Raw genomic sequence first — 15,416 nt, forward strand, 5'->3', positions numbered from 1 at the left:
CCCCCCCCGGCGCCCGCCCCCCCGCCCCGCCCACCCCACCCCCCGGCGGCCCCCCCGCCCCCCACCCCCGGGGCCGCCCCCCGCTTCTCGTTGTGCGGGGTCAGGACGGTCTGCGGCGAGCGCTGCACGGCCACGAGCGGCCGACCGGCCCGCCGGTCAGCCTCCGTAGTCGGCGTACCGCGTCGTCTCGACGACGTTCCCGAGCACGAACGGGTGCGTCCGACCGTGCTCGACTGCCCACTGCACCCACGCCGTCTGCACGGGCATGAGCAGCCACACGGCCGCGGTGACACCGAGCACGCCGGCGAGGGTGAGTCCCATCACGGTGTGCTCGTCGACGCGGCTCGCGCCTCGACGGGCGACCGCGACGGCGAACCCGACGAGGGCGATGCCGACGGTCAGGAGCGTCGTCCCGAGGGCCGGCGACGACCGGAAGTCGAACTCCTGCCCGGCGTGGACGAAGGTCGTGCTCCAGCTCGAGCCGGGCTGCTGGAACAGGACGCAGAGCACCACGATGAGGACCAGCCAGCGGGCGTCCTTCGTGAGCTGCGACGGCTCGGGCCGCGGGCGCAGCACCGGTTCGGTCAGCTGTCGTTCGTCCCCCATGACGTGACCGTAGCACCGCGGGAGGCGCACGGCGGGGGTGATCCGCGCCTCCCGTCCGAAGCCGCACACCGAGACTCGGCCGAGCGGACAGTCCCGTCCTGCACAGGGGACGGAAGTGTCCGCCTGGCCGAGTCTCGGTCGACCGGGCTCGCGCTACCGCAGGTGGCGCTCGGCCGCCTCGACGACGTTCTTCATGAGCATCGCGCGGGTCATCGGGCCGACGCCGCCTGGCGTGGGCGACAGGAAGCCGGCGACCGACGCGACCGACGGGTCGACGTCACCACGGAGCTTCGCCTTGCCGGTCGTCTCGTCGACGATCCGGCTGATGCCCACGTCGATGACCGCTGCCCCGGGCTTGACCCAGTCCGGGCGCACGAGTCCCGCGACCCCGGCCGCCGCGACGATGATGTCGGCGCGACGGCACTCGGCGGCGACGTCCTCGGTGAGGGAATGGGTGAGGGTTGCGGTGGCCTCGAGCCGGGTGAGCAGCAGGCCGAGCGGACGCCCGACCGTCAGGCCCTGGCCGATGATCGTGACGTGCCGACCCCGGATCGGGACCTCGTACGCCTCGAGCATCGCGACGATGCCCCGCGGGGTGCACGGCAGCGGCGCGTCGATCGTGCCGGCACCACCGGGGACGGCGAGCACGAGCTCACCGAGGTTGGTCGGGTGCAGGCCGTCGGCGTCCTTCGCCGGGTTCATCAGCTCGAGCATCGGGATCGGGTCGATGCCCTGCGGCAGCGGGAGCTGCACGATGAACGCGGTGACCCGGGGGTCGTCGTTCATCTGCAGGATCGCCGCGCGGATGTCCGCTGCACTGGCCGACTCCGGCAGGTCGATGCGGATCGAGTCGAGCCCGATCAGCGCCGAGTCCCGGTGCTTGCCCGCGACGTACGACACCGAACCCGGGTTCTGCCCGACCATGATCGTGCCGAGGCCGGGCCGGAAGCCGTGGTCGTGCAACCGGTCGATGCGGACCTTCAGGTCGTCGAGCGTGCGGGCGGCGAGGGCGGTGCCGTCGATGCGGACGGCACTGCCCTCCCCCGCCCAGAGCGCCCGCGGCAGGTCTGCCACGGCGCCGCTCACGCGTAGAGCGGGAACGCGTCGGTGAGGGCCTTCACCCGGGCCGAGAGCGCGGCGATGTCCGGCTCCGGCATGAGGGTCAGCGCGATGACGTCCGCCACCTCGGTGAACTCGGCGTCGCCGAAGCCGCGGGTCGCCAGCGCCGAGGTGCCGATGCGGACACCCGAGGTGACCATCGGCGGCCGCGGGTCGAACGGCACCGAGTTGCGGTTCACGGTGATGCCGACCTCGTGCAGGAGGTCCTCGGCCTGCTTGCCGTCGACCTCGGACTCGCGCAGGTCGACGAGCACCAGGTGCACGTCGGTGCCACCGGTGAGGACGTCGATGCCGGCGGCCTTCGCGTCGTCCTGCGTGAGCCGGTCCGCCAACGCCTTCGCGCCACGGAGCGTGCGCTCCTGGCGGTCCTTGAACTCGGGCGTCGCCGCGAGCAGGAACGCGGTGGCCTTGGCGGCGATCACGTGCATGAGCGGGCCGCCCTGCTGGCCCGGGAACACCGCGGAGTTCAGCTTCTTGAAGAGCGACTCCTCGTTGGACAGGATGATGCCCGAACGGGGACCGGCGAGCGTCTTGTGCACCGTCGACGACACCACGTGGGCGTGCGGCAGCGGCGACGGGTGCAGGCCCGCGGCGACGAGCCCGGCGAAGTGCGCCATGTCGACCCAGAGCGTGGCGCCGACCTCGTCGGCGATCTCGCGGAACTTCGCGAAGTCGAGCTGACGCGGGTACGCCGACCAGCCGGCGATGAGCACCTTCGGCTGGTGCTCGATCGCCTTCGCGCGGATGTCGTCGTAGTCGACCTCGAAGGTGTCCGGGTCGACGCCGTAGGACACGGCGTTGTAGATGCGGCCGGAGAAGTTCAGCTTCATGCCGTGGGTCAGGTGGCCGCCGTGGGCGAGCTCGAGACCGAGGATGGTGTCGCCGGCGGAGGCGATGGCGTGCAGGACGGCGGCGTTCGCACTGGCGCCGGAGTGCGGCTGCACGTTCGCGTACGCAGCGCCGAACAGGGCCTTCGCGCGGTCGATGGCGAGCTGCTCGGCGACGTCGACGAACTCGCAGCCGCCGTAGTAACGCTTGCCCGGGTAGCCCTCGGCGTACTTGTTCGTCAGGACGGAGCCCTGCGACTCGAGGACGGCGCGCGGCACGAAGTTCTCGGACGCGATCATCTCGAGGGTGTCGCGCTGGCGACCGAGCTCGTTCTGCAGGACCGCGGCGATCTCGGGGTCGACCTCGGCGAGGGGGGCGTTGAAGCTGGTCGGCGTGGCGTTCGTGGGCTGCGTGGACGCAGCGGGCAGATCGGTGATGGACACGGGACTCCTCGTTGTCTGATCGCCGCGCGGACGCGACGAGGTGGACGGATGGGCACTGCCCAGGCGTACGGCAGCGCTCCGTGTCAGGTGTCGCTCCCCGATGGTGACCCATCCAACGCCAGTCGCGACCCGTCGATCGTACCGAGCGTGCCGGTTCGTGTCACCCTTGGTGCATGACCCTGAGCAGCCCGGAGCTCGACGAGCGCACCGATCTCCGCGCCCGGTACGACGTCCCGTGGACCACGGTGGTCTGGGACGACCCGGTCAACCTCATGTCCTACGTGACGTACGTCTTCCAGAGCTACTTCGGCTTCGGGCGCGAGCACGCGGACCGCCTCATGCGCCAGGTGCACGTCGACGGTCGGGCGATCGTCGCGACCGGGGCCCGTGAGGCGATGGAGCGGCACGTCGAGGCGATGCACGGGTTCGGCCTGCAGGCGACCGTCGAGCGTGCCCCCGGAGCGGACGCGTGATCCCGTTCGTGCGGCGTCGGGACGGCGTGCACCTCGGGCTGTCCTCCGGCGAGCGCTCCGTGCTGGCGAGCCTGGTCGAACAGCTGCAGCAGGTGCTCGGCGGCGACCTCGACGAGGACCCGGTCGCGACGCGCATGTTCCCGGTCGCCTACCCGGAGGACGCCGAGGCGAGCGAGGAGTTCGCGCGGTACACCCGCTCGGACCTCCTGACGCAGAAGACCACGAACGCGGGCGTCGTCCTCGCGTGGCTGACGGGCGCCCGTGACGGCGCGCTCGAGCCCGAGGACGAGCAGGCGTGGCTCCGCTGCCTCACCGACCTGCGGCTCACCATCGCGGAGCGGCTCGGCATCGTGGACGCCGAGACCGAGGAGTCGTCGTCCGGCGGGTCGACCGGCGTCGGACTCCGCGACGTCTACGACTGGCTCGGGTACGTGCAGGAGCACCTGGTCACGACGCTCACGTCCGCACGGTGACCGTCAGCGTCCGGGCGTCCACGGCAGCCGATCTGGAGGCCCTGCTCGCGTTCTCGACATCGGCTCCGGTCTCGTGGACCCGTCCGGACCGGTACCGGCAGGAGTCGCTGACGGGCAACCACCGACCGGAGTGGTCGTTCCTCGCGGTGCGCGACGGCCGTCCCGTGGGTCGGGCGCTCTGGTGGGGCGGCGCCGACGCCGGTGCTCCGTCGACCCTGGACGACCTCCTGGTGGCACCGTCGGACGACGACGACCGGGTGACGATCGCGGCGGCCCTGATCCGGGTGGGTACCGCGTCGTTCGGCGCCGTGCCCGAGTGGATCGTCGACCTGGCGGTGGACTGGCACGACGACCCGGAGGCGGTCGCGGCGGTGGCCTGGCGCACCGAGGCGGCGCGGCAGGCGGGGCTCGCCCGGTCGACCGAGCGGGTCAGCGTCGCTTGGGAGCACCCCACGGCCGCCGTCGCGCCCACGACGCCGCGCCTCCGGTTCCGCGGCGGCGACGACGACGAGTTCACCGACCTGTTCGCGCGGGTGACCGTCGGATCGCTCGACGCCCACACCCGCGCGACCGTCGCGGAGCTCGGGGTGCGCGGCACCGCGCTCGACGACCTCGACTTCTACCGCTGCCTGCCCGGTCGGCGCGAGGACTGGCGCATCGCCGAGGACGACGACGGCCTCGTCGTCGGCTTCGTGCTCGCGACCCGGACCGCCTACGACGCAGCGGTCAGCTCCATCGGCGTCCTGCCGCAGCACCGCGGGAAGGGCATCGTCGACGGGCTCCTCGCCGAGGCGCTCCGCATCCACACCGCCGCCGGGGAGCCGCGGGTCGTGGCGACGACCGACGCGGACAACGCCCCGATGCGGCGGGCGTTCGAGCGCGCGGGCGCCACCGTCACGAAGCGGCGGATGGTGTTCGAGCGCTGAGGATCGCTTTCAGAAGGCAACCTTGCAAGTTGCCCTGCTGAGGCGTACCGTACCGGTGTGGAACCGGACTTCGCGCTCGCCGACGACCTGCTGACCCTGCACGGCCGCATCCGTCGCACGCTCCTGACGGGCAAGGCCGACGAGGTCACCGCATCGCAGACCGCAGCGCTCGGTCGGCTGCTCCGCCACGGCGAGAGCACGGTCGCCGACCTCGCCCGGGCCGAGGGCGTCCGCCCGCAGTCGATGGGTGCGACCGTGCAGGCGCTCGTCGACCTCGGCCTGGTCGACCGCCGACCGGACCCCGCCGACGGCCGCCGCACGCTCGTCCGCGCGACCGAGACCGGGTCCCGCGCGCGTGAGGACGCCTGGACCACCCGCACGCGCGTGCTCGCCGACCGGCTGTCCGCGCTGCCCGAGGACGACCGCGCGGCCGTCGCCCGGGCCCTCGCGATCCTCCTGCCGCTGACCGACGACTGACCCACACCCACGACCGACCTGCACCGTTCCGACCCCGGGAAGAAGCCCACCACGTCCACCTCGACCTCCCCCTCGCCCACCGTCGCCCCCGGGGACACCGGCAGCGGCTTCGGCCCGAAGCTCCTCGTCCCCGTCCTGGTCGGTCCGCTCCTCAACCCCATCAACACGACGATGGTGTCGGTGGCCCTCGCGCCGATCTCCCGTGACCTCGGCATCGGTGCCTCCCAGGCGATCTGGCTCGTCGCCGCGCTGTACCTGGCGAGCGCGATCGCACAGCCGACGATGGGCAAGCTCGCCGACCGGTTCGGCCCGAAGAAGGTCTTCCTCACCGGACTCGTCATCGTCGGGGTCGCCGGCCTCGTCCCCGAGTTCCTGACCGGCTTCGGCGGGGCGGTCACCGCGCGGGTGCTCATCGGCATCGGGACCTCGTCGGCGTACCCGGCGGCGCTCACGACGCTGCGGCAGCACTCGGCACGCATCGGGAAGCCGACACCGCCCCTAGTCCTCGGGGCCCTCTCGATCACCTCGCTCGTGTCCGCGGCAGCCGGACCGCCCCTCGGCGGCGCCCTCATCGCGGCGTTCGGGTGGCACGCGATCTTCCTGGTGAACGTCCCCCTCGCGGTGTTCGGCATCGTCGTCGCGGCGCTCTGGCTGCCGTCCGACCGGCTCCGCCCGCGCGACGCCGACCGGCTCCCGGTCCGCACCGCGCTCGACCCGCTCGGCATGGTCCTGATGACCGGGGCCGTCTCGGCGCTCCTGGTGTTCCTGCTCGACCTGTCCGCCGGGCTCTGGTGGCTGCTCGCGACCGCGATCGTGCTCCTCGTCGCGCTCGTACTGTGGGAGCTCCGGGCGACGAAGCCGTTCGTCGACGTGCGGCTGCTCGTCCGGAACGGGGCGCTGTCACGCACGTACGGCCGGCTCTTCCTGACGTACCTGCTCGCCTACACGATGACCTACGGGTTCTCGCAGTGGGTGCAGGACGTCGCGGGCTACTCGAGCGACGTCGCCGGGTACCTGCAGCTGCCGGCCGCCGTCGTCGCCGGGGTCGTCTCGTTCCTGGTGGCCCGGAAGACCGCGGTCCGCCGGCCCCTCGTCGTCGCAGCGCTCACGCCGCTCCTCGGCGCCGGGCTCCTCCTGCTCCTGCACGCGGGGTCGCCGCTCGTGCTGCTGATCGTCGTCCCGGCGCTGTTCGGGGTGCCGCAGGCCCTCGCCTCGGTGTCGAACCAGGCGGCGCTCTACAAGGTCGTACCGTCCGAGTACATCGGCACGGCTGCGGGCCTGTCCCGCACGAGCATCTACATCGGGGCGATCGCGGCGTCGTCGCTCATCGGCGGGGTGTTCGGCCAGGCCCCGACGACCCCGGACCTGCACGTGCTCGGCTGGGTGATGCTCGGCATCGCCGTGCTCCTCAGCGTCCTGACGCTCGCCGACCGGGCGCTCGCCCGGGCGGACGCCGCCTGACGCAGCCCGCTGAGCAGGCGGACGCCGGCGCCGTGCGCCGGTAGCGTGACGGGCATGACGCACGGCGGCGGGTTCGACAGCAGCACCAGGGCCGGCGCGGTCTGGAACGTCGTGATCTGCGGGATCATCTGCATCGCCGCCCCGGTCTTCGCGGTGGTGAACGCCGGACGCGGTGCGACGTACGTCGGCATGGCGGTGGCCGTCACGGTGCTCGCGGTCTGCCTCGAGGTGTACTTCGTGCGCCGGCTCCTCGCGCACCGACGCTGACGACACCGGCCACGCTCCGAAGCGACCGGCGGCCGGCGCACCGGACGCACCCCGCGCCTCCCGTCCGCCCGACGCCCGCCGGAACGTGCCGACCCGGGCCGGTACCCTGATGCCGTGACCGACCCGATCCCCACGCACTGGACCCTCACGCTCGTCTGCGACGACCAGCCCGGGATCGTGCACGCCGTGTCCGGAGCCGTCGTCGCGGCACACGGCAACATCACCGAGTCGCAGCAGTTCTCGAGCGCCGACACGAACTCGTTCTTCATGCGGCTGCAGGTCATGGCACCCGTCGACCGCGAGACCTTCGAGCAGGCGCTGGCGCCCGTGGTCGAGCGCTACGACGCCCGGGTGCAGCTCGACGTCGTGGGTCGCCCGATGCGCACGCTCGTGCTCGTGTCGAAGGCGGGGCACTGCCTGAACGACCTGCTGTACCGCCAGCGCGGCGGGCAGCTGCCGATCGAGGTCCCGCTCGTCCTGTCGAACCACGGCGACCTGGCCGGCCTGGCGGCGTTCCACTCCGTGCCGTTCGAGCACCGGCCGGTCACCGACGCGGCCTCGAAGCAGGCCATGGAGCAGCGCATCCTCGAGGCGGTCGAGGAGCACGACATCGAGCTCGTCGTCCTCGCCCGCTACATGCAGATCCTGTCGCCGGAGCTGTGCGCCGCGCTCGCGGGCCGCGCGGTCAACATCCACCACTCGTTCCTGCCCGGCTTCAAGGGCGCGAACCCGTACCGGCAGGCGCACGCGCGCGGTGTGAAGCTCATCGGGGCGACGGCGCACTTCGTCACGAGCGACCTCGACGAGGGGCCGATCATCGAGCAGAACGTCGTCCGCGTGGACCACACGAAGGACCCCGCCGAGCTGGTCTCCATCGGCCAGGACGAGGAGTCCCGCACGCTCACCCAGGCGGTGCGCTGGATCGCCGAGGACCGCGTGCTCCTCGACGGCGCCCGCACGATCATCTTCAAGTAGGCACAGCGCATGACGAACGCACCGCAGAGCCCGGTCGACTGGGGCGAGGTCCCGCCGCCGGTCGACGCCGACCGTCCCCGCCGTCGTGTGTCCGGGTGGACGGTGCTGCGGATCGTCGTGTGCGCGTTCGGCCTGTTCTCGCTGGCGTTCTGGGGGTACTGGTCGTGGATCCTGCCGTGGCCGGGCTACCTCTTCGCGATCGGGACGCCGCTGTTCGCGGCCGTCGTGTGGTACCTGTTCCGGTCGCCGCGGTCGCCGATCGACACGGACGTGGTGGGCAAGGTCATCGTCGAGACCGCCCTGGTGATCGCAGCCGGCGCGTGCTGGGTCTCGATCGGCCTGCCGCTCGTGGGCCTCGTGTTCGTCCTGGTCGCGGCGCTGTCCGGGGTGGTCGCGTTCCGTCGGGAGACGGCGTGAGCTCGGGCTCCGGTCTGGAGGCGCGGCGCACGCTGGTCCGCGCCCGTCACCTCGTCGACGTGTCCGGCACCACGACCGACGGCTGGGTCCTGCTCGCCGGTGACGTGATCGACGCGGTCGGGTCCGGCACCAGCGCGGTGCCCGCGGCGGACGAGGTCGTCGACCTCGGCGACGCGGTGCTGACGCCCGGCTTCGTCGACCTGCACGGGCACGGCGGGGGCGGAGCGGCCTACGAGGACGAGGCGTTCGACGCCGCCCTCGCGGTGCACCGGGCACACGGCACGACCCGCTCGGTCCTCTCCCTCGTCGCGAACCCCGTGCCGGCACTCGCCGCGTCGCTCGAGCACATCCGCGCCGTCGCTGCGGGCGACCCGCTCGTGCTCGGCGTGCACCTCGAGGGACCGTTCCTCTCCCCGCACAACAAGGGCGCGCACAACGAGTCGTTCCTGGTCGACCCGACCCCGACCGCGGTGGACGCCCTGCTCGAGGCCGGCGCGGGGCTCCTCCGCCAGGTGACGATTGCGCCCGAACTGCCGGGAGCGCTCGGCGCCGTGCGCCGGTTCGTCGACGCCGGGGTCACGGTCGCCGTGGGGCACACCGTCTGCTCGTCCGACCATGCCCGGGCCGCGTTCGACGCCGGCGCGACGGTCCTGACGCACGCGTTCAACGCGATGCCGGGGATCCACCACCGGGCGCCGGGGCCGATCGTCGCCGCCGTGGCCGACGAGCGGGTGACCCTCGAGCTCATCCTCGACGGCGTGCACGTGGACCCGTCCGTGGCCGCGATGCTGTTCGACGCCGCACCGGGCCGGGTGGCGCTGATCACCGATGCGATGGGCGCGGCCGGCTCGGCGGACGGCTCCTACCTGCTCGGGTCCCTCGCCGTGACCGTCTCCGACGGTGTCGCCCTCGTCGCGGGCACGGACACGATCGCGGGGTCGACGCTGACCCAGGACACCGCGCTCCGGAACGCCGTCGACGGCGCGGGCCGGACCCTGCCGCAGGCCGTCGCGGCCCTGACCAGCGTGCCCGCCGCCGCGCTCGGGCTCGGCGACCGCCTGGGTCGACTCGCCCCCGGGTACGCCGCCGACCTCGTCGCGCTGTCCCCGTCGCTCGACGTGCGTCGGGTGTGGGGCGCCGGACGCGAGCTGACTCCACCCGACGCTTGACCACTGGGTTCGTGCGGCGGGACCATCACCGCATGAGCCTCTACATCGCCTGTCCGGTCGAGAGCGTCGAACGTGCGACCGCCTTCTACACCGCGCTCGGCTGGTCCCTGGTCGAGTCGATGTCGCGCGACGACGTCTCGTGCATCGCGTTCGGCACCGACCAGTTCCTCATGCTCAGCAGCCGCGAGGTGTACGCCAGCGTCGGGGGCACCGAGGACCTGGTCGGCGGACCGGACACCCCGTCGAAGGTCACGCTGTCGTTCGACCTCGACAGCCGCGAGGCCGTCGACGAGCTGGTCGAGCGTGCCCGTGTGGCCGGTGGGCGGATCGGCGACACCGACGAGTACCCGTTCATGTACCAGCGGCAGTTCGACGATCCGGACGGGTACCACTGGTCGCCGTTCTGGATGGACCCCGCCGCGACCCCGGGCTCCTGAGGCCGGCACGCACCGGGGGCTGCACGGCGTCACTGGTGCAGGAAGTCCTGCCGGGGCTGCGTCGGCACCGGGGTGAGCGAGATCCGCAGCACGGGTCCGCTGTCCTCGGCCGTCGATCCCTCGACGACGACCTCGAGCGCGTCCGGAGTCCGGGTCCACCGCGTCACGGTGCCGGAGCCGAGCACCTCGACGTCGCTGACCGCCCGGTCCAGCAGCGCGCTCGCAGACCGCAGTGACCGCAGTCGCACGACCCCGTCACCGGGCTGCGCGAGCACGACCGCGTAGAGGTGGTCACCGGTCACGTCGTGCCGCACCGTGAACCGCACGTCCTCCGCCGTGTACACCGGAGCGGCCTCGTCGACGAACGAACCCGCGGTGACCTCGGTCGGCCCCTCCGACGGCACGACCCACGGCCGCGTGCCGTAGACGGCTTCGCCGTGCAGTGCGAGCCACCGACCCATGCCCTCGAGCAGGCGCTGCTCCTCGACCGGGATCGTGCCGTCCGGCTTCGGCCCGACGTTGAGCAGCAGCACCCCGCGCTTGGACACGACGTCGACGAGCTCGGCGACGAGTTCCCGCACGCTCTTGTAGTCGTGCCCCTCCACCCAGCACCACGAGGTCCGGGACACCGACGTGTCGTTCTGCCACACCACGGGCTCGATCCTCGCCGTCGCTCCGCGTTCGATGTCGTACACGGCCGTCCCCGGTGCGAAGGCGTCCCACTTGTGGTTGATGACGACCTCGCGGCCCCACTCGGCCGCCCGGTTGTAGTAGTAGGCGGCCAGCGTCCGGAGCACCGGCGCGAACGCGGGCTGTTCGATCCACCAGTCGAACCAGAGCACCTGCGGCCGGTAGCGATCGATGACCTCGACGGTGCGGAGCAGCCAGTCCTCGAGGAACCGCTCGGTCGGGGCGGTCTCCTCGCGCTGCGCCGGCCCGTAGAAGTCGTTCCACCGGGGGTCGAGCACGTCGGACTCGAACCGCGCACCGCCGTTCATGAAGAACCAGTGCTCGGCGCGGTGCGACGACGCGCCACGCACCATCCAGGCGTCGTCGACGGCGCGCGAGAGGTCCCCGAACACGTCGCGCTCCGGGCCCATCCGCGCGGCGCTCCACCGCGAGCGGGCGGTGTCGTACATCGCGAACCCGTCGTGGTGCTCGGCCACGGGCACGACGAACTGCGCTCCTGCCCGTCGGAAGAGCGCTGCCCAGGCGGTCGGGTCGAAGTGCTCCATCGTGAACGACGGGATGAAGTCCTTGTACCCGAAGTCGCGCTGCGGTCCGTACGTCGCGACGTGGTGCTCGTACGCCGCGGTGCCCTCCCGGTACATCTCGCGGGAGTACCACTCGTTGCCGAAGGCCGGGACGGAGTACACGCCCCAGTGCAGGAAGACGCCGAACTTCGCGTCCTCGTACCAGCGAGGCGGCTCGTAGGCGGCGAGGGACTCCCACGTCGCGTCGAACGGACCGGCGTCGACGACGGCCCGGACGGCGCGGAGGGCCTCGGTGTTGTCGCTGACGTCGACCGGGTCGGGGAGCGACTCCGGGTCGAGGCGGGCGGGGCGGTCCGGCATGGGGCACTCCTTCGTGCGTCGGATGCTGCACCCCCTGCCTACCCGACGCGGTCGGGAGCCGGTCGGCTCAGCCCCGCGGACCGGTCAGGGGAGCTCGACGGTGACCGATGCCGTGGACGGTCCGCCGCACTGCTCGGAGCCGCCCGTCCGGACCCACCGCAGGTCGACGCTCCGCTCCACGAGCACCCGGTCGTCGGCGCCGAACAGGGCAACGCGGCCGCGTTCCGCCGTCGCCATCGACGTCGACACGATCCAGACGTCCCCCTCGTGCGTGGTCGACGGCAGCAGGGTCGAGGTCGGCGCGGGTGGTGCGTCTGCTGGACCGGCAGGGGTCGCGTCCCCCGGCTCGTCCGGCTGCACCGGCGCAGCCCGGACCACGAGTCCGGGGGTGCAACCGCGCTCCTGGCAGAAGCCGACGCCCTCCACACCCGATGCCGGCTCCGCGGATCCCGGCACGCGCACCTCCACCGTGTCGGTCCAGCCGACGGCGGTGCACGCCACCGGGAAGAACCCCGAGCAGCCGCTCAGCGCCACCGCGAGCACGACTCCGGGCACGACCATCCCGGCCGCCAGCCCGGTCCCCGCTCGCCGTCGCACGCCTCCATGGTCGCCGATGCCGCGGCGGCGCGTGGTCACGATCACGCAACCGTCCTCAGGCGGCGACCACCGAGAGCAGGCGGAGCCGGTCGTGGCTCTCGGTGCCGGGGACCGCGGTGTAGACGAGCAGCACGTGCGCCTGCTCCGGGTCGAGCAGCACCTGGCAGTGCAGCTCGAGCCGGCCGACGACCGGGTGGTCGTACCGCTTCACGGTGCCGGGCCGGAGTCCGACCTCGTGCCGGTCCCAGAGCGCGCGGAACTCGTCGGAGCGATCGAGCAGGTCGTCCGCGAGCCGGGCAGCGGCGGAGTCCGGACCGCGCCGTGCGACGACCTCGCGGAGCGACGACGTGTACAGCCGGGAGGTTGCCTCGCGGTCCTCGACCGGGAACAGGTCGCGCGCGCCCGGCTCGGTGAACCAGCGCCACCCGCTCGACCGCTCGTGGCCGGTGCGCTGGCTCGCGTCGCCGAACAGGGCGGTGGCGAGCGGCGTCTGCTGCAGGGTCTCGCCGAGCTCCGAGACGACCTCGGCCGGGGTGTCGACCAGCCGGTCGAAGATGCGCATCATGCCCGGGCCGACGTGGTCGGTGCCGACGCCGGACTCGGGCGGACGGTGTCCGGCGAGGCGGAAGAGGTGGTCGCGCTCCTGCCGCGTCAGGTGGAACCCCTGCGCGATCGCGGCGACCATCTGCTCGGACGGCTGCGGTCCGGTCCCCCGCTCGAGCCGGGCGTAGTAGTCGGCGGACATGTGGCAGAGCGAGGCGACCTCCTCGCGCCGGAGGCCCGCGGTCCGGCGCCGCTGCCCGGGCGGGAGGCCGACGTCGGACGGTTGCAGCGCCTCCCGTCGGCCGCGCAGGAAGGCGCCGAACTCCGATCGATCCGTCATGCGTCCATCCTCCGGGTCCGCGGCCCCCGCAGCCACGGTTCGTCAGGTCCTGGTTCACGGTGCGGCGGCGTCGCAGGCTGAGACCGGCCCGGTCCGCGGGCGACGACGACGAGGAGACCACCGTGCCGAGACGACCCATCGAGATCACCCTCCCCCGCCTGGACGGCACCCGTGCCGTCGTGACGGGCGGCAGCGACGGCATCGGACTCGGCATCGCGACCGCACTGGCCGGCGCCGGCGCCGAGGTCGTGCTGCCGGTCCGGAACCCCGCGAAGGGTGCCGCCGCACGCGACCGTGTCCTCCGCACGCACCCCGACGCGCGGGTCTCGCTCGGGACGCTCGACCTGTCCTCGCTCGCGTCGGTCGACGCCTTCGCCGGCGCGATGGTGGCCGACGGCACCCCGGTCGATCTGCTCGTCGGCAACGCCGGCGTGATGACGCCGCCCGAGCGGCAGACCACCGTGGACGGCTTCGAGCTGCAGCTCGGCACGAACCACCTCGGGCACGTCGCACTCGTCCGCGGGCTCCTGCCGCTGCTCCGCGCAGCACGGGGGCACGTCACGTCCCAGATCAGCGTGGCGGCACGGACCGGTCGGATGAACTGGGACGACCCGAACTGGGAGCGCCGCTACGACGGCATGCGCGCCTACCAGCAGTCGAAGCTGGCGTTCGGCCTGTTCGGGCTCGAGCTCGCCCGGCGGAGCCACGAGCACGGGTGGGGCGTGACGAGCAACATCGCCCACCCGGGCGTCGCACCGACGAGCCTGCTCGCCGCCCGTCCGGAACTCGGTCGGAGCGGCGACACCGCGTCGGTGCGGGTCATCCGCTGGTTGTCCGGGCGCGGGCTGCTCGTGGGGACCCCGCGCACCGCCGGACTGCCGGCACTCGTCGCCGCGACCGACCCGGCCGTGCGCGACGGCGGCTTCGTGGGCCCCACCGGCCCGGGCGGTGCCGGCGGTGCACCGGGGACGCTCGACCCCTGGAAGCCGCTGCGCAGCGCCGAGGACGCCCGACGCGTGTGGGAGCTGTCGGAGCAGCTGCTCGGCGCACCCGTCCGCTGACGACACGCGAGCGGTCCGCCTGCCAGGCTGTGCGCATGAGCGTCATGGTCAGCGTCTCGGAAGCACAGCGGACGCGCACGAGCGAGAAGTACACGGCCCACCCGCCCGAGGTGCTGCCGATGTTCGTCGCGGAGATGGACTCGGTGCCGGCGGAGCCCGTGCGCGAGGCCCTCGAGCGCGCGGTCCGCGACGGTGACACCGGCTACGTCGGCCACACCCGGGTGCTCCCCGAGGTGTTCGCCGACTTCGCCGGACGCCGGTGGGGGTGGGACGTCGATCCCGACCTCGTCCGGACGACCACGGACGTGTCGGTGGCCGCGGTCGAGGTCCTCCGGCGCGTGGTCGAGCCGGGCGACCAGGTCGTCGTCATGCCGCCCGTGTACCCGCCGTTCTGGGAGTACGTGCGCGAGGCCGGGGGCACGGTGACCGAGGTCCCGCTCCGCGCGCCCGACGGTGACCCCGACCCGTTCGACACGACGGCGGGCTGGCGCATCGACCTCGACGGCATCGCTCGGGCGTTCGCCGGCGGTGCCCGCACGGTCCTGCTCTGCAACCCGCACAACCCGCTCGGCCTGGTGCACGCACGGGACGACCTCGTCGCGCTCGCACGGCTGGCCGCCGAGTGGGACGCGGTCGTCGTGTCCGACGAGATCCACGCGCCGCTCACCCACGCCGACGCCGCCTTCACCCCGTTCCTGACGTGCGGTCCCGAAGCGGTCGAGCACGGCGTCGCCCTGACGAGCGCGAGCAAGGCGTGGAACCTCGCCGGGACGAAGTGCGCGCTCATGGTCGGCGCATCGGAACGGGCCCGTGCCTGGTTCGACGGGCTGCCGGTCGAGGTCGTCGAGCGGACCGGGATCCTCGGCTACACCGCGAGCGTCGCCGCGTTCCGGGACGGCGAACCGTGGCTCGCGTCGCTGCTCGGCGAGCTCGCGACGAACCGACGGGTGCTCGCGGAGGAACTCGGTGCAGCCCTGCCCGGCGCCGGGTACCGGCAGCCGCAGGCGTCCTACCTCGCCTGGATCGACCTGCGCGCCCTGCCGTGGGGCGACGGGCCCGCCGTGGTCCTGCTCGAGCGGGCGGCGGTGGCGCTGTCCGACGGGCGGGACTTCGGGCGCCAGGGCGCCGGCCACGTGCGGCTCAACTTCGGCTGCTCCGAGGAGACGCTGCGCGAGGGGCTCACCCGGCTGGCCTCAGCCCGCTGAGCGCGGCCCGCCGGGCGCGCCGCCG

The 15,416-nt window shown here is 73.1% G+C and carries 18 protein-coding genes and 1 riboswitch; of the genes, 12 read left to right on the top strand and 6 right to left on the bottom strand.

From position 1 onward, the window contains the following. Window positions 1–156: 156 nt before the first annotated feature. The 3 genes from QUG92_RS04800 to glyA form a co-directional block, all read right to left on the bottom strand. The gene (locus QUG92_RS04800; RefSeq protein WP_289457911.1) at window positions 157–606 is read right to left on the bottom strand and encodes a hypothetical protein; all 450 of its coding nucleotides are present in this window, start codon (window positions 604–606) and stop codon (window positions 157–159) included. 153 nt (window positions 607–759) lie between these two features. Next, on the bottom strand, window positions 760–1,692 hold the full coding sequence (locus QUG92_RS04805) for a tetrahydrofolate dehydrogenase/cyclohydrolase catalytic domain-containing protein (protein ID WP_289457912.1): 933 nt from the start codon (window positions 1,690–1,692) through the stop codon (window positions 760–762). After that, a complete protein-coding gene (gene glyA, locus QUG92_RS04810; protein ID WP_434533040.1) occupies window positions 1,689–2,996 on the bottom strand; it encodes a serine hydroxymethyltransferase in 1,308 nt (435 codons plus the stop codon). Before glyA ends, QUG92_RS04805 begins: the two co-directional genes overlap by 4 nt. A 50-nt stretch (window positions 2,997–3,046) precedes the next feature. Next, window positions 3,047–3,132, bottom strand: a riboswitch (ZMP/ZTP riboswitch). Window positions 3,133–3,169: 37 nt separating this feature from the next. Between glyA and clpS the strand changes: the two genes are divergently transcribed. The 10 genes from clpS (at window position 3,170) to QUG92_RS04860 (ending at window position 10,071) form a co-directional block, all read left to right on the top strand. After that, window positions 3,170–3,469 (top strand): ATP-dependent Clp protease adapter ClpS, encoded by a 300-nt coding sequence (gene clpS, locus QUG92_RS04815; protein ID WP_069713277.1) that lies wholly within the window; start codon window positions 3,170–3,172, stop codon window positions 3,467–3,469. After that, a complete protein-coding gene (locus tag QUG92_RS04820) occupies window positions 3,466–3,942 on the top strand; it encodes a DUF2017 family protein (RefSeq protein WP_289457913.1) in 477 nt (158 codons plus the stop codon). Before clpS ends, QUG92_RS04820 begins: the two co-directional genes overlap by 4 nt. Next, window positions 3,939–4,868, top strand: a complete 930-nt coding sequence (locus tag QUG92_RS04825) for a GNAT family N-acetyltransferase (RefSeq protein WP_289457914.1) — start codon at window positions 3,939–3,941, stop codon at window positions 4,866–4,868. Before QUG92_RS04820 ends, QUG92_RS04825 begins: the two co-directional genes overlap by 4 nt. Window positions 4,869–4,925: 57 nt before the next feature. Continuing rightward, on the top strand, window positions 4,926–5,345 hold the full coding sequence (locus QUG92_RS04830; RefSeq protein ID WP_069713274.1) for a MarR family winged helix-turn-helix transcriptional regulator: 420 nt from the start codon (window positions 4,926–4,928) through the stop codon (window positions 5,343–5,345). Window positions 5,346–5,480: 135 nt separating this feature from the next. Beyond that, entirely contained in the window at window positions 5,481–6,806 is a 1,326-nt protein-coding gene (locus QUG92_RS04835; RefSeq protein WP_289458377.1) for an MFS transporter, read from the top strand. 54 nt (window positions 6,807–6,860) lie between these two features. Beyond that, a complete protein-coding gene (locus tag QUG92_RS04840) occupies window positions 6,861–7,073 on the top strand; it encodes a hypothetical protein (RefSeq protein WP_141719001.1) in 213 nt (70 codons plus the stop codon). Window positions 7,074–7,187: 114 nt separating this feature from the next. Next, window positions 7,188–8,048, top strand: coding sequence for a formyltetrahydrofolate deformylase (gene purU, locus QUG92_RS04845; RefSeq protein WP_259346100.1), 861 nt, complete (start codon window positions 7,188–7,190; stop codon window positions 8,046–8,048). Window positions 8,049–8,057: 9 nt separating this feature from the next. Beyond that, complete coding sequence (locus QUG92_RS04850) at window positions 8,058–8,465, top strand: YrdB family protein (protein WP_182046129.1); 408 nt, start codon at window positions 8,058–8,060, stop codon at window positions 8,463–8,465. Beyond that, complete coding sequence (nagA, locus tag QUG92_RS04855; RefSeq protein ID WP_289457916.1) at window positions 8,462–9,634, top strand: N-acetylglucosamine-6-phosphate deacetylase; 1,173 nt, start codon at window positions 8,462–8,464, stop codon at window positions 9,632–9,634. The genes QUG92_RS04850 and nagA overlap by 4 nt, the downstream gene beginning before the upstream one ends. 32 nt (window positions 9,635–9,666) lie before the next feature. Further along, window positions 9,667–10,071, top strand: a complete 405-nt coding sequence (locus tag QUG92_RS04860; protein WP_069713271.1) for a VOC family protein — start codon at window positions 9,667–9,669, stop codon at window positions 10,069–10,071. 29 nt (window positions 10,072–10,100) lie between these two features. Here the strand turns inward: QUG92_RS04860 and QUG92_RS04865 are convergent, their stop codons facing one another. From QUG92_RS04865 to QUG92_RS04875, 3 genes are all read right to left on the bottom strand, one after another. Next, window positions 10,101–11,645 carry an alpha-L-fucosidase gene (locus QUG92_RS04865; RefSeq protein WP_182046127.1) on the bottom strand — a complete coding sequence of 515 codons (1,545 nt, stop codon included), beginning with the start codon at window positions 11,643–11,645 and terminating at the stop codon, window positions 10,101–10,103. Window positions 11,646–11,729: 84 nt separating this feature from the next. Continuing rightward, window positions 11,730–12,287, bottom strand: coding sequence for a hypothetical protein (locus QUG92_RS04870; protein WP_289457917.1), 558 nt, complete (start codon window positions 12,285–12,287; stop codon window positions 11,730–11,732). A 10-nt stretch (window positions 12,288–12,297) separates the two neighbouring features. After that, complete coding sequence (locus QUG92_RS04875; protein WP_289457918.1) at window positions 12,298–13,125, bottom strand: helix-turn-helix transcriptional regulator; 828 nt, start codon at window positions 13,123–13,125, stop codon at window positions 12,298–12,300. 122 nt (window positions 13,126–13,247) lie between these two features. Between QUG92_RS04875 and QUG92_RS04880 the strand changes: the two genes are divergently transcribed. Both QUG92_RS04880 and QUG92_RS04885 read left to right on the top strand, forming a co-directional pair. Next, window positions 13,248–14,186 (top strand): SDR family oxidoreductase, encoded by a 939-nt coding sequence (locus QUG92_RS04880; RefSeq protein ID WP_182046124.1) that lies wholly within the window; start codon window positions 13,248–13,250, stop codon window positions 14,184–14,186. Window positions 14,187–14,221: 35 nt separating this feature from the next. Beyond that, window positions 14,222–15,391 carry a MalY/PatB family protein gene (locus QUG92_RS04885; RefSeq protein WP_289457919.1) on the top strand — a complete coding sequence of 390 codons (1,170 nt, stop codon included), beginning with the start codon at window positions 14,222–14,224 and terminating at the stop codon, window positions 15,389–15,391. Window positions 15,392–15,416 lie beyond the last annotated feature (25 nt).

This window comes from Curtobacterium citri (assembly GCF_030362955.1).
Taxonomy (GTDB): domain Bacteria; phylum Actinomycetota; class Actinomycetes; order Actinomycetales; family Microbacteriaceae; genus Curtobacterium; species Curtobacterium citri.